Annotated in this window: 15 protein-coding genes and 1 pseudogene; 8 read left to right on the forward strand and 8 right to left on the reverse strand. The window is 71.6% G+C overall.

Annotated elements, in window-relative coordinates:
- Positions 1-236 precede the first annotated feature (236 nt).
- A complete protein-coding gene (locus ABT288_RS37200; protein ID WP_351617668.1) occupies positions 237-1,217 on the reverse strand; it encodes an alpha/beta fold hydrolase in 981 nt (326 codons plus the stop codon).
- A gap of 260 nt (positions 1,218-1,477) precedes the next feature.
- Between ABT288_RS37200 and ABT288_RS37205 the strand changes: the two genes are divergently transcribed.
- A complete protein-coding gene (locus tag ABT288_RS37205; RefSeq protein WP_351617671.1) occupies positions 1,478-1,654 on the forward strand; it encodes a hypothetical protein in 177 nt (58 codons plus the stop codon).
- A 24-nt stretch (positions 1,655-1,678) separates the two neighbouring features.
- Here ABT288_RS37205 and ABT288_RS37210 read toward each other — a convergent pair whose 3' ends face one another.
- Positions 1,679-2,599: an alpha/beta fold hydrolase gene (locus ABT288_RS37210; protein ID WP_351617674.1), complete on the reverse strand. Its 921-nt coding sequence runs from the start codon at positions 2,597-2,599 to the stop codon at positions 1,679-1,681.
- 200 nt (positions 2,600-2,799) lie between these two features.
- Positions 2,800-5,358, reverse strand: a complete 2,559-nt coding sequence (locus ABT288_RS37215) for an MMPL family transporter (RefSeq protein ID WP_351617676.1) — start codon at positions 5,356-5,358, stop codon at positions 2,800-2,802.
- Positions 5,359-5,581: 223 nt separating this feature from the next.
- On the opposite strand from ABT288_RS37215, the gene ABT288_RS37220 reads away from it, so the two are divergent.
- Positions 5,582-6,886, forward strand: coding sequence for a sensor histidine kinase (locus ABT288_RS37220; RefSeq protein ID WP_351617678.1), 1,305 nt, complete (start codon positions 5,582-5,584; stop codon positions 6,884-6,886).
- The gene (locus ABT288_RS37225) at positions 6,871-7,515 is read left to right on the forward strand and encodes a LuxR C-terminal-related transcriptional regulator (RefSeq protein WP_351617680.1); all 645 of its coding nucleotides are present in this window, start codon (positions 6,871-6,873) and stop codon (positions 7,513-7,515) included. Before ABT288_RS37220 ends, ABT288_RS37225 begins: the two co-directional genes overlap by 16 nt.
- Before the next feature lie 54 nt (positions 7,516-7,569).
- On the opposite strand, the gene ABT288_RS37230 is transcribed toward ABT288_RS37225, so the two are convergent.
- On the reverse strand, positions 7,570-8,460 hold the full coding sequence (locus ABT288_RS37230; protein WP_351617682.1) for a LysR family transcriptional regulator: 891 nt from the start codon (positions 8,458-8,460) through the stop codon (positions 7,570-7,572).
- A 217-nt stretch (positions 8,461-8,677) separates the two neighbouring features.
- On the opposite strand from ABT288_RS37230, the gene ABT288_RS37235 reads away from it, so the two are divergent.
- Together ABT288_RS37235 and ABT288_RS37240 are read left to right on the forward strand one after the other, a co-directional pair.
- Positions 8,678-9,547, forward strand: a complete 870-nt coding sequence (locus ABT288_RS37235) for an SDR family oxidoreductase (RefSeq protein ID WP_351617685.1) — start codon at positions 8,678-8,680, stop codon at positions 9,545-9,547.
- Between the two features lie 59 nt (positions 9,548-9,606).
- Positions 9,607-10,575, forward strand: a complete 969-nt coding sequence (locus ABT288_RS37240; RefSeq protein WP_351617687.1) for an alpha/beta fold hydrolase — start codon at positions 9,607-9,609, stop codon at positions 10,573-10,575.
- Positions 10,576-10,649: 74 nt separating this feature from the next.
- Here ABT288_RS37240 and ABT288_RS37245 read toward each other — a convergent pair whose 3' ends face one another.
- Positions 10,650-11,498 carry a LysR family transcriptional regulator gene (locus ABT288_RS37245; RefSeq protein WP_351617689.1) on the reverse strand — a complete coding sequence of 283 codons (849 nt, stop codon included), beginning with the start codon at positions 11,496-11,498 and terminating at the stop codon, positions 10,650-10,652.
- Positions 11,499-11,646: 148 nt separating this feature from the next.
- Between ABT288_RS37245 and ABT288_RS37250 the strand changes: the two genes are divergently transcribed.
- On the forward strand, positions 11,647-12,390 hold the full coding sequence (locus tag ABT288_RS37250; RefSeq protein WP_351617692.1) for an NADPH-dependent F420 reductase: 744 nt from the start codon (positions 11,647-11,649) through the stop codon (positions 12,388-12,390).
- A 110-nt stretch (positions 12,391-12,500) separates the two neighbouring features.
- Here the strand turns inward: ABT288_RS37250 and ABT288_RS37255 are convergent.
- Positions 12,501-12,874 (reverse strand): annotated as a pseudogene (locus ABT288_RS37255) (transposase); the annotation flags it as partial.
- 11 nt (positions 12,875-12,885) lie between these two features.
- Between ABT288_RS37255 and ABT288_RS37260 the strand changes: the two are divergent.
- Positions 12,886-13,899 (forward strand): ISAs1 family transposase, encoded by a 1,014-nt coding sequence (locus ABT288_RS37260; RefSeq protein ID WP_351617694.1) that lies wholly within the window; start codon positions 12,886-12,888, stop codon positions 13,897-13,899.
- 86 nt (positions 13,900-13,985) lie between these two features.
- On the opposite strand, the gene ABT288_RS37265 is transcribed toward ABT288_RS37260, so the two are convergent.
- Positions 13,986-14,438: a hypothetical protein gene (locus ABT288_RS37265; RefSeq protein ID WP_351617697.1), complete on the reverse strand. Its 453-nt coding sequence runs from the start codon at positions 14,436-14,438 to the stop codon at positions 13,986-13,988.
- Between the two features lie 761 nt (positions 14,439-15,199).
- Positions 15,200-15,775: a hypothetical protein gene (locus ABT288_RS37270; RefSeq protein ID WP_351617700.1), complete on the reverse strand. Its 576-nt coding sequence runs from the start codon at positions 15,773-15,775 to the stop codon at positions 15,200-15,202.
- 166 nt (positions 15,776-15,941) lie between these two features.
- Between ABT288_RS37270 and ABT288_RS37275 the strand changes: the two genes are divergently transcribed.
- Positions 15,942-16,373, forward strand: a complete 432-nt coding sequence (locus tag ABT288_RS37275; protein ID WP_351617703.1) for a hypothetical protein — start codon at positions 15,942-15,944, stop codon at positions 16,371-16,373.
- The last annotated feature ends 45 nt before the right edge of the window (positions 16,374-16,418 follow it).

The following is a 16,418-nucleotide window of genomic DNA, read 5'->3' on the forward strand; positions in this document are numbered from 1 at the left end:
GTTGCCTACGTGTCACACCCAGCGTCCTACCAGGTCCTGTCCCCGCACGGGACCAGAACCCGAAATTGATCACGACCTCACACAGGCCCTAGCGGCCCGCGCTCGATCCACGCCGTCCGACACCGGAGCACCGTCACCTGACGCGACCTGATCGGCCGCCACGGCGACGACAACACCATGCGGCATGCCCCCGGTGACATGCGCGACGGCGAAGTCCATGCGAGGGGCGCGCAACTTTACGCAGGCAGAGAGGCGAGCCAGCCTGTCAGAAGTCGGTTGATCTCCGCTGTGCGCTCCTGCTGGATCCAGTGGCCGCAGCCGTCGAGCAGGTGCGAGGAGACCAGGCCGGGCAGGGTGGTGGGGAATGCCTCGATCGCGTCGGCCAGCCACACGGTGGAGGCGTCCAGGGTGCCGCCGACGAACAGGGACGGCTGGGCGATCGGGGCGCCGTCGAGATCGGCGAGGTCCTCCCAGTCCCGGTCCATGTTGCGGTAGCGGTTCAGCGCGCCGGTCAGGCCGGTTCGCTCGAACTCCTCGGCGAAGACGTCGAGGTCGTCCTCGCTGAGCCACGCGGGCAGCGGGCCGGCCGGGAACCGGTCGCGCAGCGTCCCGCCCGCGCTGACGAAGTGCGGGTCGGGCGCGCCGGGCGCGGGCATGGTGTCGCCGGAGAACGCGGCGTAGAACCTGGCGAGCCACCCGCGTACGTCGGGTTCGACCTCGGCCTCGGCGCGGCCGGGTTCCTGGAAGTAGGAGACGTAGATCTCGTCGTTCCCGCCCATCTGCGCGAAGATCTCGCTGGGCCGGGGTCCGCCGCGCGGGGCGTAGGGCACGCTGAGCAGGCCCACCGCCCGGAAGATGTCGGGTCGGACCAGGGCGGAGTTCGCGGCGATGGTCGCTCCCCAGTCGTGGCCGACGATCACCGCGGACCGTTCTCCGAGGGCGTGCACCACTGCGGCCTGGTCTTCCACCAGTTCCAGCATGCGGTAGGCGTCCACGTGGTCGGGCCTGGACGAGCGGCCGTAGCCGCGCACGTCGACGGCGACCGCGCGGTAGCCGGCGGCGGCCAGCGCCGGGAGTTGATGGCGCCAGGAGTACCAGGACTCTGGGAAGCCGTGCACGAGCAGCACCAGGGGCCCGGTGCCCTGCTCGACCAGGTGGATCCGGCCGGCCGGGGATGGGACCAGTCGGTGTGTGAAGTCCGTGGCCTTGAACGACATGGTTCCTCCGGGTCTGTTGTTCTGCGAGCAGACTGCAGGGCCAGCGCAGGGCTGGAAGGCCGCCGCGACGCCTCGGGATGATCATGCATCACGTGCTGAGTGGCCGGGTTGCCCTGTTGCCGTTTTGGCAAAGCCGCAGAGCGGCCGCGCCCCCCATGGGGGAAGCACCTGGCGGCAGCTGGCTTCGAGCCACGTCGGGCAAGGGCTGCCAGGCGGGCGAGCGTCGTCGGGTCGGTTCCGGACCTGGCAGTGCGCGGGCCGTGCAGGGTCCGGCCTGGTCCCACGCACTCACCCACGCGCTGGTCGGACGCGGCGAGGACGCCTTCGCGGCACGCGCCCATGTCGAGGTCGCCCCGGCCCTGATTCGCGCGGCGTTCCAGCGATGGTCCCATGAGGACGGCTCGCCGGGCCTGGACCAGCTGATCGGCGGTGCCTAGGCCGCCGTCCGGATCTATCCTTGATCACCGCACCTGGTTCAGCATGTCCTCGACGGCCTTGATGACGACGTCGGGACGGTCGACGGGGATGTCGTGCGAGCTGTGGTCGGCCACGACCAGGTGCCGGTTGGGTGCGGCGTTGACGAACTCCTGCTGGGCCTGGCGCCACAGTTGCGCGTCGACTGCGGTGGGGAAGGGCGTCGTGGCGGACACGATCGCGGCGGCGGGGACGGCCGCGGGCCAGCTCATCCCGTGGTACGCGAGGTGCACCGGTCCGTAGTCGTCGGCCTCGTCCAGGAGTTGACGGGTCGCCGGAGTCAGGGGCTGACCCTTGAGCGCGTCGATCTGCTGCTGGTTCGCCGCAACGATCTTGTCGGTCTCCGCCGCGGTGTAGAACGGCGGGAGGCTCGCGTCCACCAGGACCGCCCCGGCCACGGCGTCGGGGTGCGCCTTGACGAAGTAGGTGGCGATCTCGCCGGCCAGCGAGTGCGACACCAGGACCACGTTCTTCGTGACGCCGAGCTGCGCCAGGCCCGCGGCGAGATCCGATGCGGCGTTCGGAGCCCGCCACGGCCCGGGGACGTAGGGGCTCTGCCCCTCGCCGGAGCGGTCGTAAGTGATGACCTCGGAGCCGGTCTGCTTCGCGAGGACGGGTGCGACCTTCTTCCAGTAGGACGCGTCGAGCCCGCCACCGGAGTCCAGGACGATGACCGGCCGGCGGTTGCTGCCGGGCGTCACGTAGAACGCGAGCTGGTGCCCGTTGACGGTGAGCATGTGTGTCAACGGCTGCCGATCGGTCGGCGCAGCCTGGCTCGAGGCGGCGGTCGCGTGGGTGTCGGTCGCGCCTGCGGTGCTGCAGGCGGCGAGGCCGCCGGCCGCGAGTACGGCGGCCGCGAGAGCGAGGACGGGCCGCCGAGGCCCGAGTCGGGTGCTGTGGTTGTCCATGGAACCTTCCCTCCGTGATGAGCCGGATTCCAGCGTCTCTGCTCGGAGCGCTGGTCGACGATGGTGCTGGGCCCCCGGCCAGGGGGGACTTTTCCCCCGCATCGAGCGCATCGAGGCCGAGCGACACGACCGGGCTCGACGCTGGGTGCGGGCTGATGCCGTCCGGCCCCGCACCCAGCCGCCTGACCACGGCCTCCTGATCACGCCGCCGGGCTGGTGGATGCGGCAGCTGCCGGGGCCGGCTCCCCCGCATCGTCCTTGTCTGCGAGTCGTTGAGCCCGCGCGTCGGCATGGCCGTCGTTCGCCGCGTGGACCTGGCGGGCCAGGGTGAGGGGGTCGGCGAGCCAGCCCAGCCCGCACAGGCCCGCCGTGCACAGGTAGAGCACCCCGCGGCGCGTGCGGCCGAGGTAGAACCAGTGCGCGCCGAACAGGCCGAGGAAGAACCACCACGACCAAGCGGCCCAGAGCGACTTCGGGCCGCGCGGTGTGACGCGGTGCCGGCTGCGCCGGGGGTGCGCCGGTGCCGTAGCGGTCGGCCTTGTCACACCGGTCGGCGCGCCTGCCGGGCCGGTTCGAGTGGCGTCGTCGGGCCCAGCCGCGGGAGTGTGCGTCGGGCGGCTGGTCCCTTCGACGGACAGGCGTGGGAGGAGCCGCTCCAGTGGGCCGGGCAGCCACCAGTTGGCCCGGCTGAGCAGGTGCATCACGGCGGGGACGAGCAGGGTGCGCAGGACGAGGGCGTCGATGGCGACAGCTGCGCCCAGGCCGACGCCGAACTCGGCGATGACGCGCTGGCCGCCGAGGACGAAGGCCGTGAACACGCAGATCATGATCAAGGCGGCGGCGGTGATCACCCGGCCGGTCTCGGCCTGGCCGGTGCGGACCGCACGGTGGTTGTCGCGGGTGTGTTCCCACTCCTCGTGCATGCGGCTGACCAAGAACACCTGGTAGTCCATGGAGAGGCCGAACAGGATGGCCAGCATGATCAGCGGCAGGATGGCCTCCACCGGGCCGGCCTTGCCCACGCCCAACTGCTCGGAACCCCAACCCCACTGGAACACCGCGACGACGACTCCGAAGGACGCCGCGGAGGCGAGCAGGTTCATCACGGCGGCGGTCAGCGGCACCAGGACGCTGCGGAAGGCGAGCATCAGCAGCGCGCACCCGAGCGCCACGATCACGGCGAGGAAGAGCGGCAGCTTGCCCGCGAGCACGCCTGCGAGGTCGTCGGCCGCCGCCGTCGGCCCGCCGACGTGGACCCGCATGGTGCTGCCATGCTCGGCGGGCGGGATCACGTCCGTGCGCAGGTGGCTGATCAGGGCGGTGGTGGCCTTCGCCTGGGGCGCGCTGTCCGGGATCACCTGGATGACGTCGAGCCCGCTGCCGGGAGCGACGGGGAGCGGCTGCGCCGAGGCGACACCGGGAGTGTGAGCGAGGGTGGTCACCAGGGCGTCCAGGCGGGGCACGTCGCCGGGCCCACCGAGCTGGGCGACCAGGACCAGCGGGCCGTTGGAGCCGACGCCGAAGCCTTGGGCGAGCAGGTCGTAGGCGCTTCGGGTGGTCGTGCCCTTCGGATCGTTGCCGGCGTCCGCTGTGCCCAGCCGCAGCGACAGCGTCGGGATCGACAGCACCGCGATGACCACGACGGCGATCAGGCCCAGCACGGTCTTTCGGCGGCCCACCAGATCGGCCCAACGCCCCCAGAACCCGGACGCGTCGGCGATCTGCGGGCCGTGAGAAGCGAGAGCCCGGCGTTGACGCTTCGACAGGAGCCTGGCGCCGAACAGGCCGAGAAGCGCGGGCAGCAGCGTCATGGCGGCGGCCAGGGTGGCCAGGACGCCGATCGCGGCGCTGATCCCCATACCGGTCAGCGGGCCGATGTGCAGGACGAGCAGGCCGAGCAGGGCAACGACCACGGTGCCGCCGGCGAACAGCACCGCGCGTCCCGAGGTGGCCATGGCGCGTACCGCCGCTTCCTCGGCGGAAAGTCCGGCGCGCAGGTTGGTCCGGTATCGGGTGACGATGAACAGCGCGTAGTCGATACCGACGCCGAGCCCGAGCAGGGCCGTCACGGTCGGAGCGATGCTGCCCAGGGTGAGCCCGTGCGAGAGCAGGCCGACGGTCAGCACGCCCGCTCCGAGCCCGGCGGTGGCCACCAGCAGCGGCACCAGCGCGCCGAGCACCGAGCCGAAGGCGAGCAGCAGGACAACGCCGGCGGCCATCAGGGCGATCAGCTCGGTGCTCTGCGTCCCGGTGTCGCTCGCGTCGGCGACGGCCTGGCCGCCGAGCTCCACCTGGAGGTCCGGGGTGCGGGCGGCCTGCGCCGTGTCAATCACCCGGGTGACGTCCGCCGCCGGGATCCGGTCCGCCGGTGCGTCGAAGGTCACCGTCGCGTAGGCGGTGCGCTCATCCCTGCTGATCTGGGCCGCGCCTTCGGGCCCGTACATGCCGGTCACGGAGGTGACCGAGGGCAGTGCCGCGACCTTGGCCAGCATCGCGTCGACCTGCTGCCGCACGGCGGTGTCGCGGACCGAGCCACGGTTCACGTGCACCACGATCTGGTCGGTGTCACCGGCCTGCTGCGGTGCGGCCGCCTGAAGCAGCGTCTGTGCCTTGGCCGATTCAGTGCCCGGCAGGCTGAAGGCGTCGGAGTAGGCGGTCCCCAGCACCGCCGTCGGGACGGAGATCGCGGCCAGCAGAGCGAGCCAGAGCCCGACGACGGCGAGGCGGTGCTTGAAGCACCATCGGGCGAGCACGGTCATGAAACACTCTCCTGGTCGGTCCGGGCGCGGAGCCGCTTCGGTCGGGCGGCGGCTGTGCCACCAGCCTCCTGTCCGCGGGCACCGGGGACACTGGTGCTGGGGAGCCGATCAGGGTGGGGAAAACTCCGGACCGGGGTGGAGAAAACCCCACTGTGGTGAGCCGGGTGATCGGCCAGGCTGGAGGCACAGCGAGTTGGAGGCGCCGGTGAGGGAGGTGGCCGCGATGCCGGGAGAGGGCGAGCTCCGCGCAACCGCGCGTTCGGGGGGCGCGGCTCGGTCCGTGCCGCGGGTGTGCGCCGAGTCGCTGGGCCGGTCGGTGCTGCTGCCGCTCGCCTCCGTGGCCGGCGCCGTGCTGGGCTGTCTGTGGCTCGCGGCGGTGGCACTGATCCCGTTCGGGCTGGGGGTGCCGATGACCCTGCTCGTCACGGTGCCGGTCCGCTGGTTCGCCGAGCGGCACCGGTCCTGGGCCGGTCGGCAGCTCGGCACGCCGATCGCCCGCCCCTATCTCCCGCCGCCGCCCGGTAACCTGCTGACCCGGGTACAGGCGGTGGTGCGCGACCCGGCGAGCTGGCGCGACTGCGCCTGGCTGCTCGCCGACTCCGTGGCGGCCTGGTTCACCACCGGGCTCACCCTGCTGCTCTTCCTGGTCGGGCTCTTCTACTGCGCGTACCCGCTGCTGGCCGCCCTCGCCCCGCCCGACGTGTTCCGCGAACCGTTCGGCTTCTTCCCGGTCCACGGTGTGGGCGAGACGCTCCTGGTCGCCCTGGCGGGACCGGTTCTTCTGGCTGCCTGCTACGTCACGGCCGAGCCCCTGGCCAAGCTTCAGGCGCGGCTCGCGCGCACCCTGCTGATCCCCACCGGCAAGGCCGAACTCTTGGCGCGCGTCGGTCAGTTGACGCAGTCCCGGGCCGAGGTCGTGGACGCCGGAGCGAGCGAGCTGCGCCGCATCGAGCGAGACCTGCACGACGGCGCGCAGGCCCGGCTGGTCTCGCTCGGGATGAGCCTCGGGCTCGCCGAGCGGTTCGCGGACGATCCCGAGGAGATCCGCAGACTCCTCGCCGAGGCCCGCACCTCCACGGCGGACGCCCTGGCTGAGCTGCGGGACCTGGTGCGCGGTATCCACCCACCCGTGCTGGCCGACCGCGGCCTGGACGGCGCGGCCCGGGCCCTGGCGCTGGCCAGTCCGGTGCCCACCGAGGTCGAGGTCCGGCTGCCGGGCCGGCTGCCCGCCCCGGTGGAGTCGGCGGCCTACTTCGCGATCGCGGAGACGCTCACCAACGCCATCAAACACGCCGGGCCCGCCCGGATCCGCATCGGCATCGAGTTCACCCCCCGGCCCGGCCGCGCCGACGGCGAGCTGCGGATCACCGTGACGGACGACGGCCGCGGAGGTGCCAGAATCGACGACGGCGGCGGACTGCACGGCGTCGCCCGCCGGCTCGCGGCCTTCGATGGCACCCTGACCCTCGACAGTCCCAGCGGCGGCCCCACGCACGTGAGGATGTCGTTGCCATGCGCGTTGTCCTAGCCGAGGATCTCACCCTGCTCCGGGACGGTCTGGTGCGCATCTTCCAGGCCTATGGATGCGAGGTACTGGAAGCGGTATCCGACGGCCCCTCCCTGCTGCGGGCACTGACCACGCACCGCCCCGACATCGCCGTCGTCGACGTCCGCCTTCCCCCCACCTTCACCGACGAAGGGCTGCGCGTCGCCACCGAGGCCCGGGCTCGCATCCCCGGGCTCCCGGTCCTCGTGCTGTCGCAGTACGTCGAACCTCTCTACGCCGGGGAGTTGCTCTCCGACGGAGCCGGCGCGGTCGGCTACCTGCTCAAGGACCGGGTGATGGACGTCGAGCGCTTCATCGGCGCGGTCCGCCAGGTCGCCGACGGCGGCACGGTGATGGATCCCGAGGTGGTGGCCGCCCTGCTCGGCCGACGCTCGGCCGACCCGCCTCTGCAGGCGCTGACCCCACGCGAGCGCGAAGTGCTGACCCTGATGTCCGAGGGCCGCACCAACGCGGCCATCGCCGCCCGGATGTTCATCAGCGAGAAATCCGTCAGCAAACACAGCAACAGCATCTTCCTCAAGCTCGGCCTAGAGCGCTCGGAGGAGGACAACCGCCGGGTCCTCGCCGTCCTCGCCTACCTACAGGCCTGACTACCGGGCCGCACGCGCCCTGAGACCGCGACTCCGTCACCGTCCGAGAAGATCTCACCGGCCGAGGGCGGCGGTGGCGTATGTGCGGAAGGCGGCGACTAGGGGGTTGCGGTCGCGGGCGCGGGTGGCGAGTACGACGTGGCTGGGTTCGACGCCTTCGAGCGGGACCGTGGTGAGGTCGGGGCGCAGGGTGTGAGTGGCGACGGAGATGGTCACGGCCTGTCCGCCGGCGATGAGTTCGAACTGGTCGGCGATGGCCTCGATCAGCGGGCCGTCGGGGGCGGGGCGGCCGTCGGGGCGGGGGTCGATGCGCCAGAAGGCGCTCTGGAGCGGGTCGGCTCCCCGCACCCTGGGCAGGGGCTCGTCGGCGATGTCGGCGAGGGTGACCGATTTCCGGCCGGCGAGGCGGTGGTCCAGCGGTACCACCAGCACCCGGGGTTCGTCGTAGAGGGCTGTCACGTCGAGTCCGTCGGTGGGGAACGGCAGGCGGGCGACGACGGCGTCCACGTGGTGGTCCAGTAGGGCCTGGCTGGGTTCGCCGGGTGTCAGTTGTGTGGTGCGTACCTCGGCGTCGGGGTGCCGGTGGCGTAGTTCGCGCACGGCCTGGGTGACGATGATGCCGGGCGTGTGGCCGATGGTGATGCGGCTGGGCCGGTCGGCGGCCCGGGCGGCGGCCGCGGCACGGTCGGCGGCGCGCAGCAGTTCCGTGGCCAGCGGCAGGAAGACCTCGCCGGCTTCGGTGAGACGGTTGCCCTGCGGCGTACGCTCGAACAGGCGGACGCCCAGCTGCTGTTCGAGGCGGCCGATCTGGCGGCTCAGGGACGGCTGGGTGGTGTGCAGGGCCTCGGCGGCCCGGCCGAAGTGCCGGTACTCGGCCACGACCGTGAAGCACCACACCAACCGCAGATCGAGGGCCGGGGCTGGGGGTGGTGGCGAGTCGGGCACGTCCTCAGCGTAGTCCCCGCGACCACCGGCGACATAGCCACCTGCTGACACCGTGGCAGCTGCCTGGAACAGGCCCGATACGCGTGGCGTATCGCCTGCTGCGAAACATTCATTGGACCGCCTTTGTTGGCGGGCGCAGAGTGGTCTCACCGGTCAGGGCGCGGCACGAGCGCCCCCCTCGGGCCGGTCCTCACCCGCTTCCAAGGAGTGCTTCGCCATGCGCGTTCTCGTCACCGGCGCGTCCGGTTTCATCGGTTCCGCCGTCGTCGCCGAGCTCATCGGCGCCGGGCACCAGGTCCTCGGGCTCGCCCGTTCCGACGCCTCGGCGGCCGCCCTGACCGCCACCGGGGCCGATGCCCTCCGCGGCACGATCGACGACCTCGACGTCCTGCGTGCCGCCGCGGCCGAGTGCGACGGGGTGGTCCATCTCGCCTTCAACCACGACTTCTCGCAGCACGAGGCGGCGGCCCGTGCCGAGTTGGCCGCGGTCGAGACCTTCGGCGACGCCCTCGCGGGCACGGACCGCCCTCTGGTCATCGCCTCCGGTGGGCCGGTGGGCACCGAGCGGGATGTTCCGCCCGCCGCCGGCAGCCCCCGGGTCGCCGGTGTCCGGGCCGCGCTCGCGCTGGCGGAGCGTGGTGTGCGCTCGTCCGTCGTGCGGCTCGCCCCCCTGGTCCACGACGAGAACACGTGCGGCCTGGTCCAGCAACTGATCGGCGCCACCCGCGAGAAGGGCTTCTCCGGCTACCTCGGCGACGGGGCCAACCGCTGGCCCTCGGTGCACCGGCTCGACGCCGCCCGCCTGTTCCGCCTCGCGCTGGAGCAGGCACCGGCGGGAACGGTGCTGCACGGCGTCGGCGAGGAGGGCGTGCCGCTGCGGGCGATCGCCGAGGCCATCGGCCGCCACCTGGACGTCCCGGTCAAGGCCGTCGCGGACCAGGACGCCGCCGCCCACTTCGGCTTCCTGGCCCGCATCCTCGGCAACGACATGCCGGCCTCCAGCGCGCTGACCCGCGAGCTGCTGGGCTGGCAGCCCGTCCACCCCAGGCTCCTGGCGGACCTGGACCTGGGCCGCTACTTCGGCTGAGCGCCCGGACACCCCACTCACCCGCACCCGACGACCCGACCCCCGGAAGGACCAGCCCGATGCCGAAGTACGGACCCGACAACCCCGACGCCACCTACGTTCCGCACGCCTACCCGGAGGCGATGTTCGACACCGGCGAGCTCGCGCTGAACCACGCCACGACCGGCTCCGCCGCCAACCCGGCCCTCGTGCTCATCCCGCCGCAGGCGACCTCCTGGTGGAGCTACGAGGCAGCCATGGAGCTCCTGGCCGACGACTTCGAGGTCTTCGCCGTGGACCCGCGCGGCCAGGGGCGCTCGACCTGGACCCCGGGCCGCTACACGGTCGACAACATGGGCAACGACCTGGCCCGGTTCATCTCCGGACACGTCCGCCGCCCGGTCGTCGTCGCCGGCAACTCCTCCGGCGGCCTGATCGCCGCATGGCTCGCCGCCTACGCGCCGCCCGGCATGATCCGCGGCGCCTACCTGGAGGACGCGCCGCTGTTCTCCGCGGAGATCCGCCCGCCCTACGGCCAGGGCACCAGCCAGGTCGTCGGCCCGATGCACCAGCTCATCAGCAAGTACCTGGGCGACCAGTGGTCGGTCGGCGACTGGCAGGGGTTCCTCGCGGCGCTCCCGCGCGAGCTGCCGCCCGCGCTGCTCCGGGGGCTGGCGGCGATGTCCGGCCGCTCCGGCGGCTACTTCGGCGGCGACGAGCCGCCGCAGAGCATGAAGGAGTACGACCCCGAGTGGGCCCGCGCCTTCTGGACCGGCTCGGCCACCGCCTCCAACGACCACGCCCGCATGCTCGCCGCGGTCAAGGCCCCCGTGCTGTTCGCCCATCACCACCGCGCGGTGGACGAGGAGACCGGAACCCTCCTGGGAGCCGTCTCCGACCTCCAGGCCCGCCAGGTGTGCGAGCTCATCACCCGGGCCGGGCAGCGCTGCGACTACCGGTCGTTCCCGGATGCCGTCCACGCCATGCACGCGCACGACCCGCAGCTGTACGCCGCGACCCTGCGCACCTGGGCAGCAACGCTCGACTGACAGGGCGCGCGTCGCGGCCGAAGTCAGCACGTTGGCCCTCCTGCCCCGGAGGCCGGAACTCCGCGAAGGCGAGTTCAGTCCGCGAACGCAGCCACGTATGACGCCACGCACGGCCTCGGTGTGGCCAGTGATGTGACGATGTGGCAGTCGACGGTCGCCGAGGGGTCGAGTGGTAGCTGGACGAGCCGCTGGGTGCGGACCCCGGCGAGTTGCTCGGCCGGCATCAGCGTCCAGCCCCCGGGATCCTGGCCCACCTCGAACAGCACGTTGAGGATGTCCCCGGCGGGCGGGCGCAGCGGGGCCGCGGGCAGTACGGCGAGGATCGCGTCGTGGATCGGCGGGTCGCCCTCGCGGGCGGGGAGCCGCAGGCCGTAGGGATCGAGGTCGTGCAGGCTGACCGCGCGTTGGCGGGCGGCGGTGTGTTCGCGTGCGAGTACGGCGTGCAGCGGCTCGGACCAGGCGCGCACCGCGGTCACCGCCGCGGAGGTGACCGCGCCGTGGACCAGCGCCAGGTCCAGTTCGCCGTCGCGGACGGCGTCCAGGCGAGCGGTCACCGGCAGGTCGACCAGATTCGGCTCGGCGGGGCGTTCACCCTCACGCATGCGGTCCAGCGCCCGCTCAAGACGTGGGGTGACGCAGGAGGCCACCCCGATCCGCAGGACGGCAGCCGGTTGCCCGGCGGCCACCCGCACGCGGGCCGCCGCGGCGAGGGTGTCGCGGGCCGCGGCGAGTACCCGCTCGCCGGCGGGAGTCAGCCGTACCCGGCGCGAGGTGCGCTCCAGCAGGCGCACGCCGAGCTCGCGTTCGAGCCGGGAGATCTGCTGGCTCACCGCCGGCTGCACGATACTCAGCCGTTGCGCTGCGCGCCCGAAGTGCAGCTCCTCGGCCACGGTCACGAAGTACTGCAGCGCCCTGAGTTCCACCCCCCCCGATCTATCACATGATGTGATCGCTGGTGAGGGGTTCTGATCATTGTTCGCCAGGGTCACTGCGGTTGTGATGGGTACCAGCCCGCCGGAGCGGTCCCGCCGTGGGACCCGCGACGCGGGGAGATCCGAATGGAGAACACCAGTGAGCGCCACAACCCTCGGCATCATCGGCACCGGCAGGGTCGGCTCCGGGCTCGCCCGCCGCGCCGTCGATGCCGGCCTGAACGTCGTCCTGAGCAACTCACGCGGCCCCGAGACGCTGACCCGACTCGTCGCCGAGCTCGGCCGGCGGGCCCGTGCGGCCACCCCAGCCGAAGCGGCTCGCACCGGTGACCTGGTCCTCACGTCGCTGCCGCTGGCCGCCCACACACAGCTGCCCCGGACGGAGCTTGCGGGCAAGACCGTGATCGACCCGATGAACTACGCCCCGACGCCCCACTGGAACGCCCCGGAGCTCGACAGCAACGAGCTGACCTCCAGCGAACTCGTCCAGCGCCACCTCGCCGGCGCCCGGGTGGTCAAGGCACTGCACAACATCGGCCCCACCCAACTGCTGAACCTGTTCCGCCCCGCCGGAGCCCCCGACCGCACCGCCCTGCCCCTGTCGGGCGATGACCCGGACGCCAAGAAAGAGGTGGCCGACCTGCTCGACGTCCTCGGCTTCGACGCGGTGGACCTGGGCACACTGGCCGAGAGCTGGCGCAGCGAACCCAACACCCCGCTCTACGCCATCCCGTACACGGGACAGCCACCGGCGGGCCTGACCGCCGTGCAGGACGTGGTGGCCTGGGCCCAGCAGGCACCCGGTGTGCCCGTACCCCGCACCCGAGTCAAGGAACTCGCCACCGCGGCGGTACGCGGACCAGCGGGATTCCGGGTGCAGTAGGCAGGCGACCCGCCAGGCCGTCATCACTGGCCGCCAGCTTGTCTAAGAGTTGTCCCGCAATGATCATCGGTGAGTCTGGGATGTGGTCGCGTGCGGCGCGGGCCGCTGCTTCATCCGGTGAGGGCGTGGTTGTGTAGACGGGCGATCCCGAGCATGGCGTGATGGACACCGTTGCCTTTCAGGCGGCAGTCGCGGAGGATTTTCCAGCCCTTCATCCGGCGAAGGCGTGCTCGATGCGGGCGCGGACTTTGCGGTGAGAGGCGTTGTGTTCCTCCTTCCAGGCCGGGAGTTCAGTCTGGCCGCGTTCGCGGCGGTGCGGGATGACCAGCCCGGTTCCTCGGTAGCCGCCGTCCGCGATGACCGTGGTCCGGCCGACGGCGGCCTTCGTGCCCGACAGCGCCCATGCCTTGCAGTCGTTGCGGTTGCCGGGGACCGGTCGGCCGACCGCGACCACGAGCCGGGTGTCGGCATCGATGACGACCTCGCGCTGACGGCGTGCGCGGTGCTGGCCGGGGCAACCTCACCTCACTGCTGGCGGTCGGCGAGTGGATCTCGGACGCGCCACCGCACGTGCTGGATCGGCTCGGCGTGCGCGCCGACCCGGTGCTTCCGAGGCGACTGGTCCCCGCCGAGGCGACGGTCCGCCGGCTCCTCGTGCGTATCGACAGCGACGCCCCGGATCGTGCCGTAGGCAGCTGGCTCGCCGACCGCCTACCCGCGCAGTCCGGACTGCGCGGACTGTCCGTGGACGGCAAGTCCCTGCGCGGCGCGGCGAAGGCCCAGGGGCGGAAGATCCACCTGCTCGCCGCCGTTGAGCACACAACGGGCCTGGTCCTGGCCCAGCTCGACGTCGGGGAGAAGACTGGAGAGACCACCTGCTTCCAGCCGCTGCTGGACACCGTCGCCGACCTCGCCGGAGTGGTCGTCACTAGCGACGCGTTGCACACGCAACGCGAGCACGCCGGCTACCTCCTCGGTCGCCGGGCGCACTGCCTTGCGATCGTCAAGGGAAACCAGAAGAAGCTGCGTAAGCAGCTCAAGTCCCTGCCCTGGAAGGACATCCCGCTCCAGGGCCGCACCCGTGACACCGGCCACGGACGCTCCGAGATCCGCCGGATCAAGGTTGCCACCGTCAACAACCTGCTTTTCCCCGGCGCCCGACAGGCAGTCCAGATCAAGCGCCGCCGCACAGACCGGAAGACCGGCAAGAGCACCATCACCACCATCTACGCAGTCACCAGCCTGATTGCCGAACAAGCCACCCCCGCCCGGCTCGCACAGCTGATCCGCGACCACTGGAAGATCGAGGCCCTGCACCACGTCCGCGACGCGACCTTCGCTGAGGACGCCTCTCAGTTGCGGACCGACAACGCGCCCCGCGCGATGGCTACCTGGCGTAACCTCGCACTCGGGGCTCTGCGACTGGCCGGCGTCACGAATATCGCCGCCGGCCTCCGCCGCAACGCGCGCGACCCCCGCCGACCCCTCGCACTCCTCGCCCTCACATGATCGGAAAGCGAAGGCCTGCCAACCGCGCCGAAACCCTGCGGCATGGCCCGGCGGTCATGCTCGCGTTCAGAACGGTCGGCCGCGATTCACCGCCCCGCCCCCAGACACGGGCCGCTGCCGCACGGATTCGACGCCCGGCGAGCCGGCAGCCAGCCAGGCCACCAAGGCGGGAGGCCCTGCGGGCAGCGCGCCTGCTGGTACATACCGTCCCGCGCCGAGATGTTGAGCATCAGATCCGTGGCCAAGACCCCCGTCAGCAGCACCGAGGAGGCCAACAACGAGGCGCCGAGCCGCAGCAGCGTGCCGCGTCCGCGCAGCAGCCGACGGGCCAGCCAGAAGCCGACGGGCAGGCAGAGCGAGTACAGCAGCAGCCAGCCGAGGCCCTCGAAGATGAAGAAGCGAGGGGAGTCCGCCATGTCGTAGGCGGCGGGCCAGGCCACGTCGTAGCAGTACGTCCAGGCGTCGGCGATCAGGTTGCTGGCTGTCGTCCCCACGACGAAGCCCACGACCAGTCCGGCCAGGGCGATGGCGCAGCCCACTGCGCAGCCACCCCCCGCGGCAGGCACGTTCCCGGCGTCTGTCTTCCCTCCGTCCACAATCTTGAGCGGACGCACCGTGCGTCACCCCGGTTCCCCGCAAAGGGGCCTCAAGAACTCCATGATCTCGGAAGCCCCGCCCCCGGAGCCAGAGCCACCCACCAGACAGACCATTACAAACCGGATGCCACACGACTACGCCGAGGCCCTGCCGCGTCGGCGGGGAGGACTATGCGGAGTGCGTGGTGAGGATCGCCAGATCCGGAACACCCCCGCGTCGGCGGGGAGGACAGGTGCTCCCTGGAGATGGACCGCTCGTCGACCGGAGCACCCCCGCATCGGCGGGGACTCGCCGACTCCTCGATCACTCTGAACCGCGTCGGAACACCCCCCGCCTCGGCAGGAAGGACGTCATCGGTCTGTCCGGCGAGACCGGCAACGCCGGAACACCCCCGCGTCGGCCCCGCGACCGGCATTACGTCACCTGACGAGCCGCATTTCGTCGGTAGCCTCACTCCGGCAGGGGGCTGCCGGCCGTTTGGCCGGGCACGGGGAAGCCCAGCCCCCTGACGGGGCCATCGTGGGGACCGGGCCTGGACCCCTGACGGTCGAGTGCCGACCAGAAAGCAACCGGCCCCGGGGTGGTGGAGCAGCAGCACTCTCCCGGCCCCGCGCTGGTCCGAGTCGGCCACAGCCGGGCTCCGCCCTGCGACAGCTCAGCCCAGGTCAGCTCTGCGAAGGGGGCTGGACTCCCAGAACGCTACTCAGCCCCAGGTCTCGCCGTTGACCAGGGCAGGGCCGAAATGCCGGGTGGCAATGGACGTCAGGGGCGGGAGCGGACCGTCGTCGATCGCTAGCTTGAAGGTGTGTGCCAGGCACGTGCGCACAGGGTGCACCGGTCCATGGGGTTTCCAGCCGTCGTTCGTGGACAGGGGTCGGTTCTGCGGGTGGGCCAGGGCAAAGGCAACGAGCATGGTGCGCTTGTCCTCGTACTGGAAGTAGTCGACGATCGCCCGGTTGGTGAAGTCGAGGTGGGAGAAGACGACCGCGACGTCCTCCTTCCCGTACGGTGCCTGCTCCAGGGCCGGCAGCACGTCGAGAATCGCCTCGCCACGGGCCAGCAGACGGGCTCGCTCGTGCGAGTCGCCCCACGGTGGCGGATCGTCGTCCCTCAGGCCGTCGGGGTACTCCTCAGAACGCAGGAAATCACCGCGCCCGGACGCCGGCCGCGACGCGGTGATGCTGTTATGTGCAGGGGTGATGCGATCTTTCTGCGGGTATTTTCCCTGGCCACAGCGGGTTTTGACGCTTGGCCGGGCACGTCGCTGGGCGGGTCCCACAAAACGTGAGCGCGCGGAGCGCGCGTCACAGTGGCGCGGAGCGGCCAGACGGGCACGCGGCGAGGCGGGAGGGCGCGCTTCGCGCGCCCCGGCCAGGCGAGAACTGATGCTGCGCCCCACTCTGCCGCGCCTGGGGCAGTTGCCGCGCCCACCTTAGGGTCAGCGTATGAACATCGACATTGAGGAGTGGGCGAAGCAGGGTCGTCCAGCCATTCGCGACATGATCGACGCGCTTGGCGGGGACCTGGCCGCCTTCGACCACGATCCCCTCTCGGCAATGCCCCTCATCGACGACTTCCTCCTACGTACGCCTTGGGAACAGTTCGAACTGGACGACTGGGTATGGCTTCACGCGCAGCTGGTCGCCTTCGTCGCCGAAGTCCTTATCCATCACTACGACGGAACGTGGAAGGCTTTCCCAGCACCCGAAACACCTCCTGGCTGGAGACCAGTCATCGAACTCCTCGGCCGGGACCAGCAGTTGCGCCACGTAGCCGTCGTCGACCTAGTGCACGAGGAACTGCACCCCGTTCCCCAGCGAATACCACGCCTCATCGAGCGTGCCACCGCCCTCGCCGGCCATGGCCCCGAGCACTGACCCGCCCCCCAACCAGCACGGGGTAGCCTCAGGTCAGCGGGCGCA

Source organism: Streptomyces sp. NPDC001093 (assembly GCF_040298985.1).
Classification (GTDB): domain Bacteria; phylum Actinomycetota; class Actinomycetes; order Streptomycetales; family Streptomycetaceae; genus Streptomyces.

Bases quoted from the DNA above. Each gene is read 5' to 3' on its own strand.
- ABT288_RS37210 (WP_351617674.1), bottom strand. From the start codon at position 2,599: ATGGACAACCACAGCACCCGACTCGGGCCTCGGCGGCCCGTCCTCGCT.
- ABT288_RS37215 (WP_351617676.1), bottom strand. From the start codon at position 5,358: ATGACCGTGCTCGCCCGATGGTGCTTCAAGCACCGCCTCGCCGTCGTC.
- ABT288_RS37220 (WP_351617678.1), top strand. From the start codon at position 5,582: ATGCCGGGAGAGGGCGAGCTCCGCGCAACCGCGCGTTCGGGGGGCGCG.
- ABT288_RS37275 (WP_351617703.1), top strand. From the start codon at position 15,942: ATGAACATCGACATTGAGGAGTGGGCGAAGCAGGGTCGTCCAGCCATT.
- ABT288_RS37235 (WP_351617685.1), top strand. From the start codon at position 8,678: ATGCGCGTTCTCGTCACCGGCGCGTCCGGTTTCATCGGTTCCGCCGTC.
- ABT288_RS37200 (WP_351617668.1), bottom strand. From the start codon at position 1,217: ATGTCGTTCAAGGCCACGGACTTCACACACCGACTGGTCCCATCCCCG.
- ABT288_RS37225 (WP_351617680.1), top strand. From the start codon at position 6,871: ATGCGCGTTGTCCTAGCCGAGGATCTCACCCTGCTCCGGGACGGTCTG.
- ABT288_RS37240 (WP_351617687.1), top strand. From the start codon at position 9,607: ATGCCGAAGTACGGACCCGACAACCCCGACGCCACCTACGTTCCGCAC.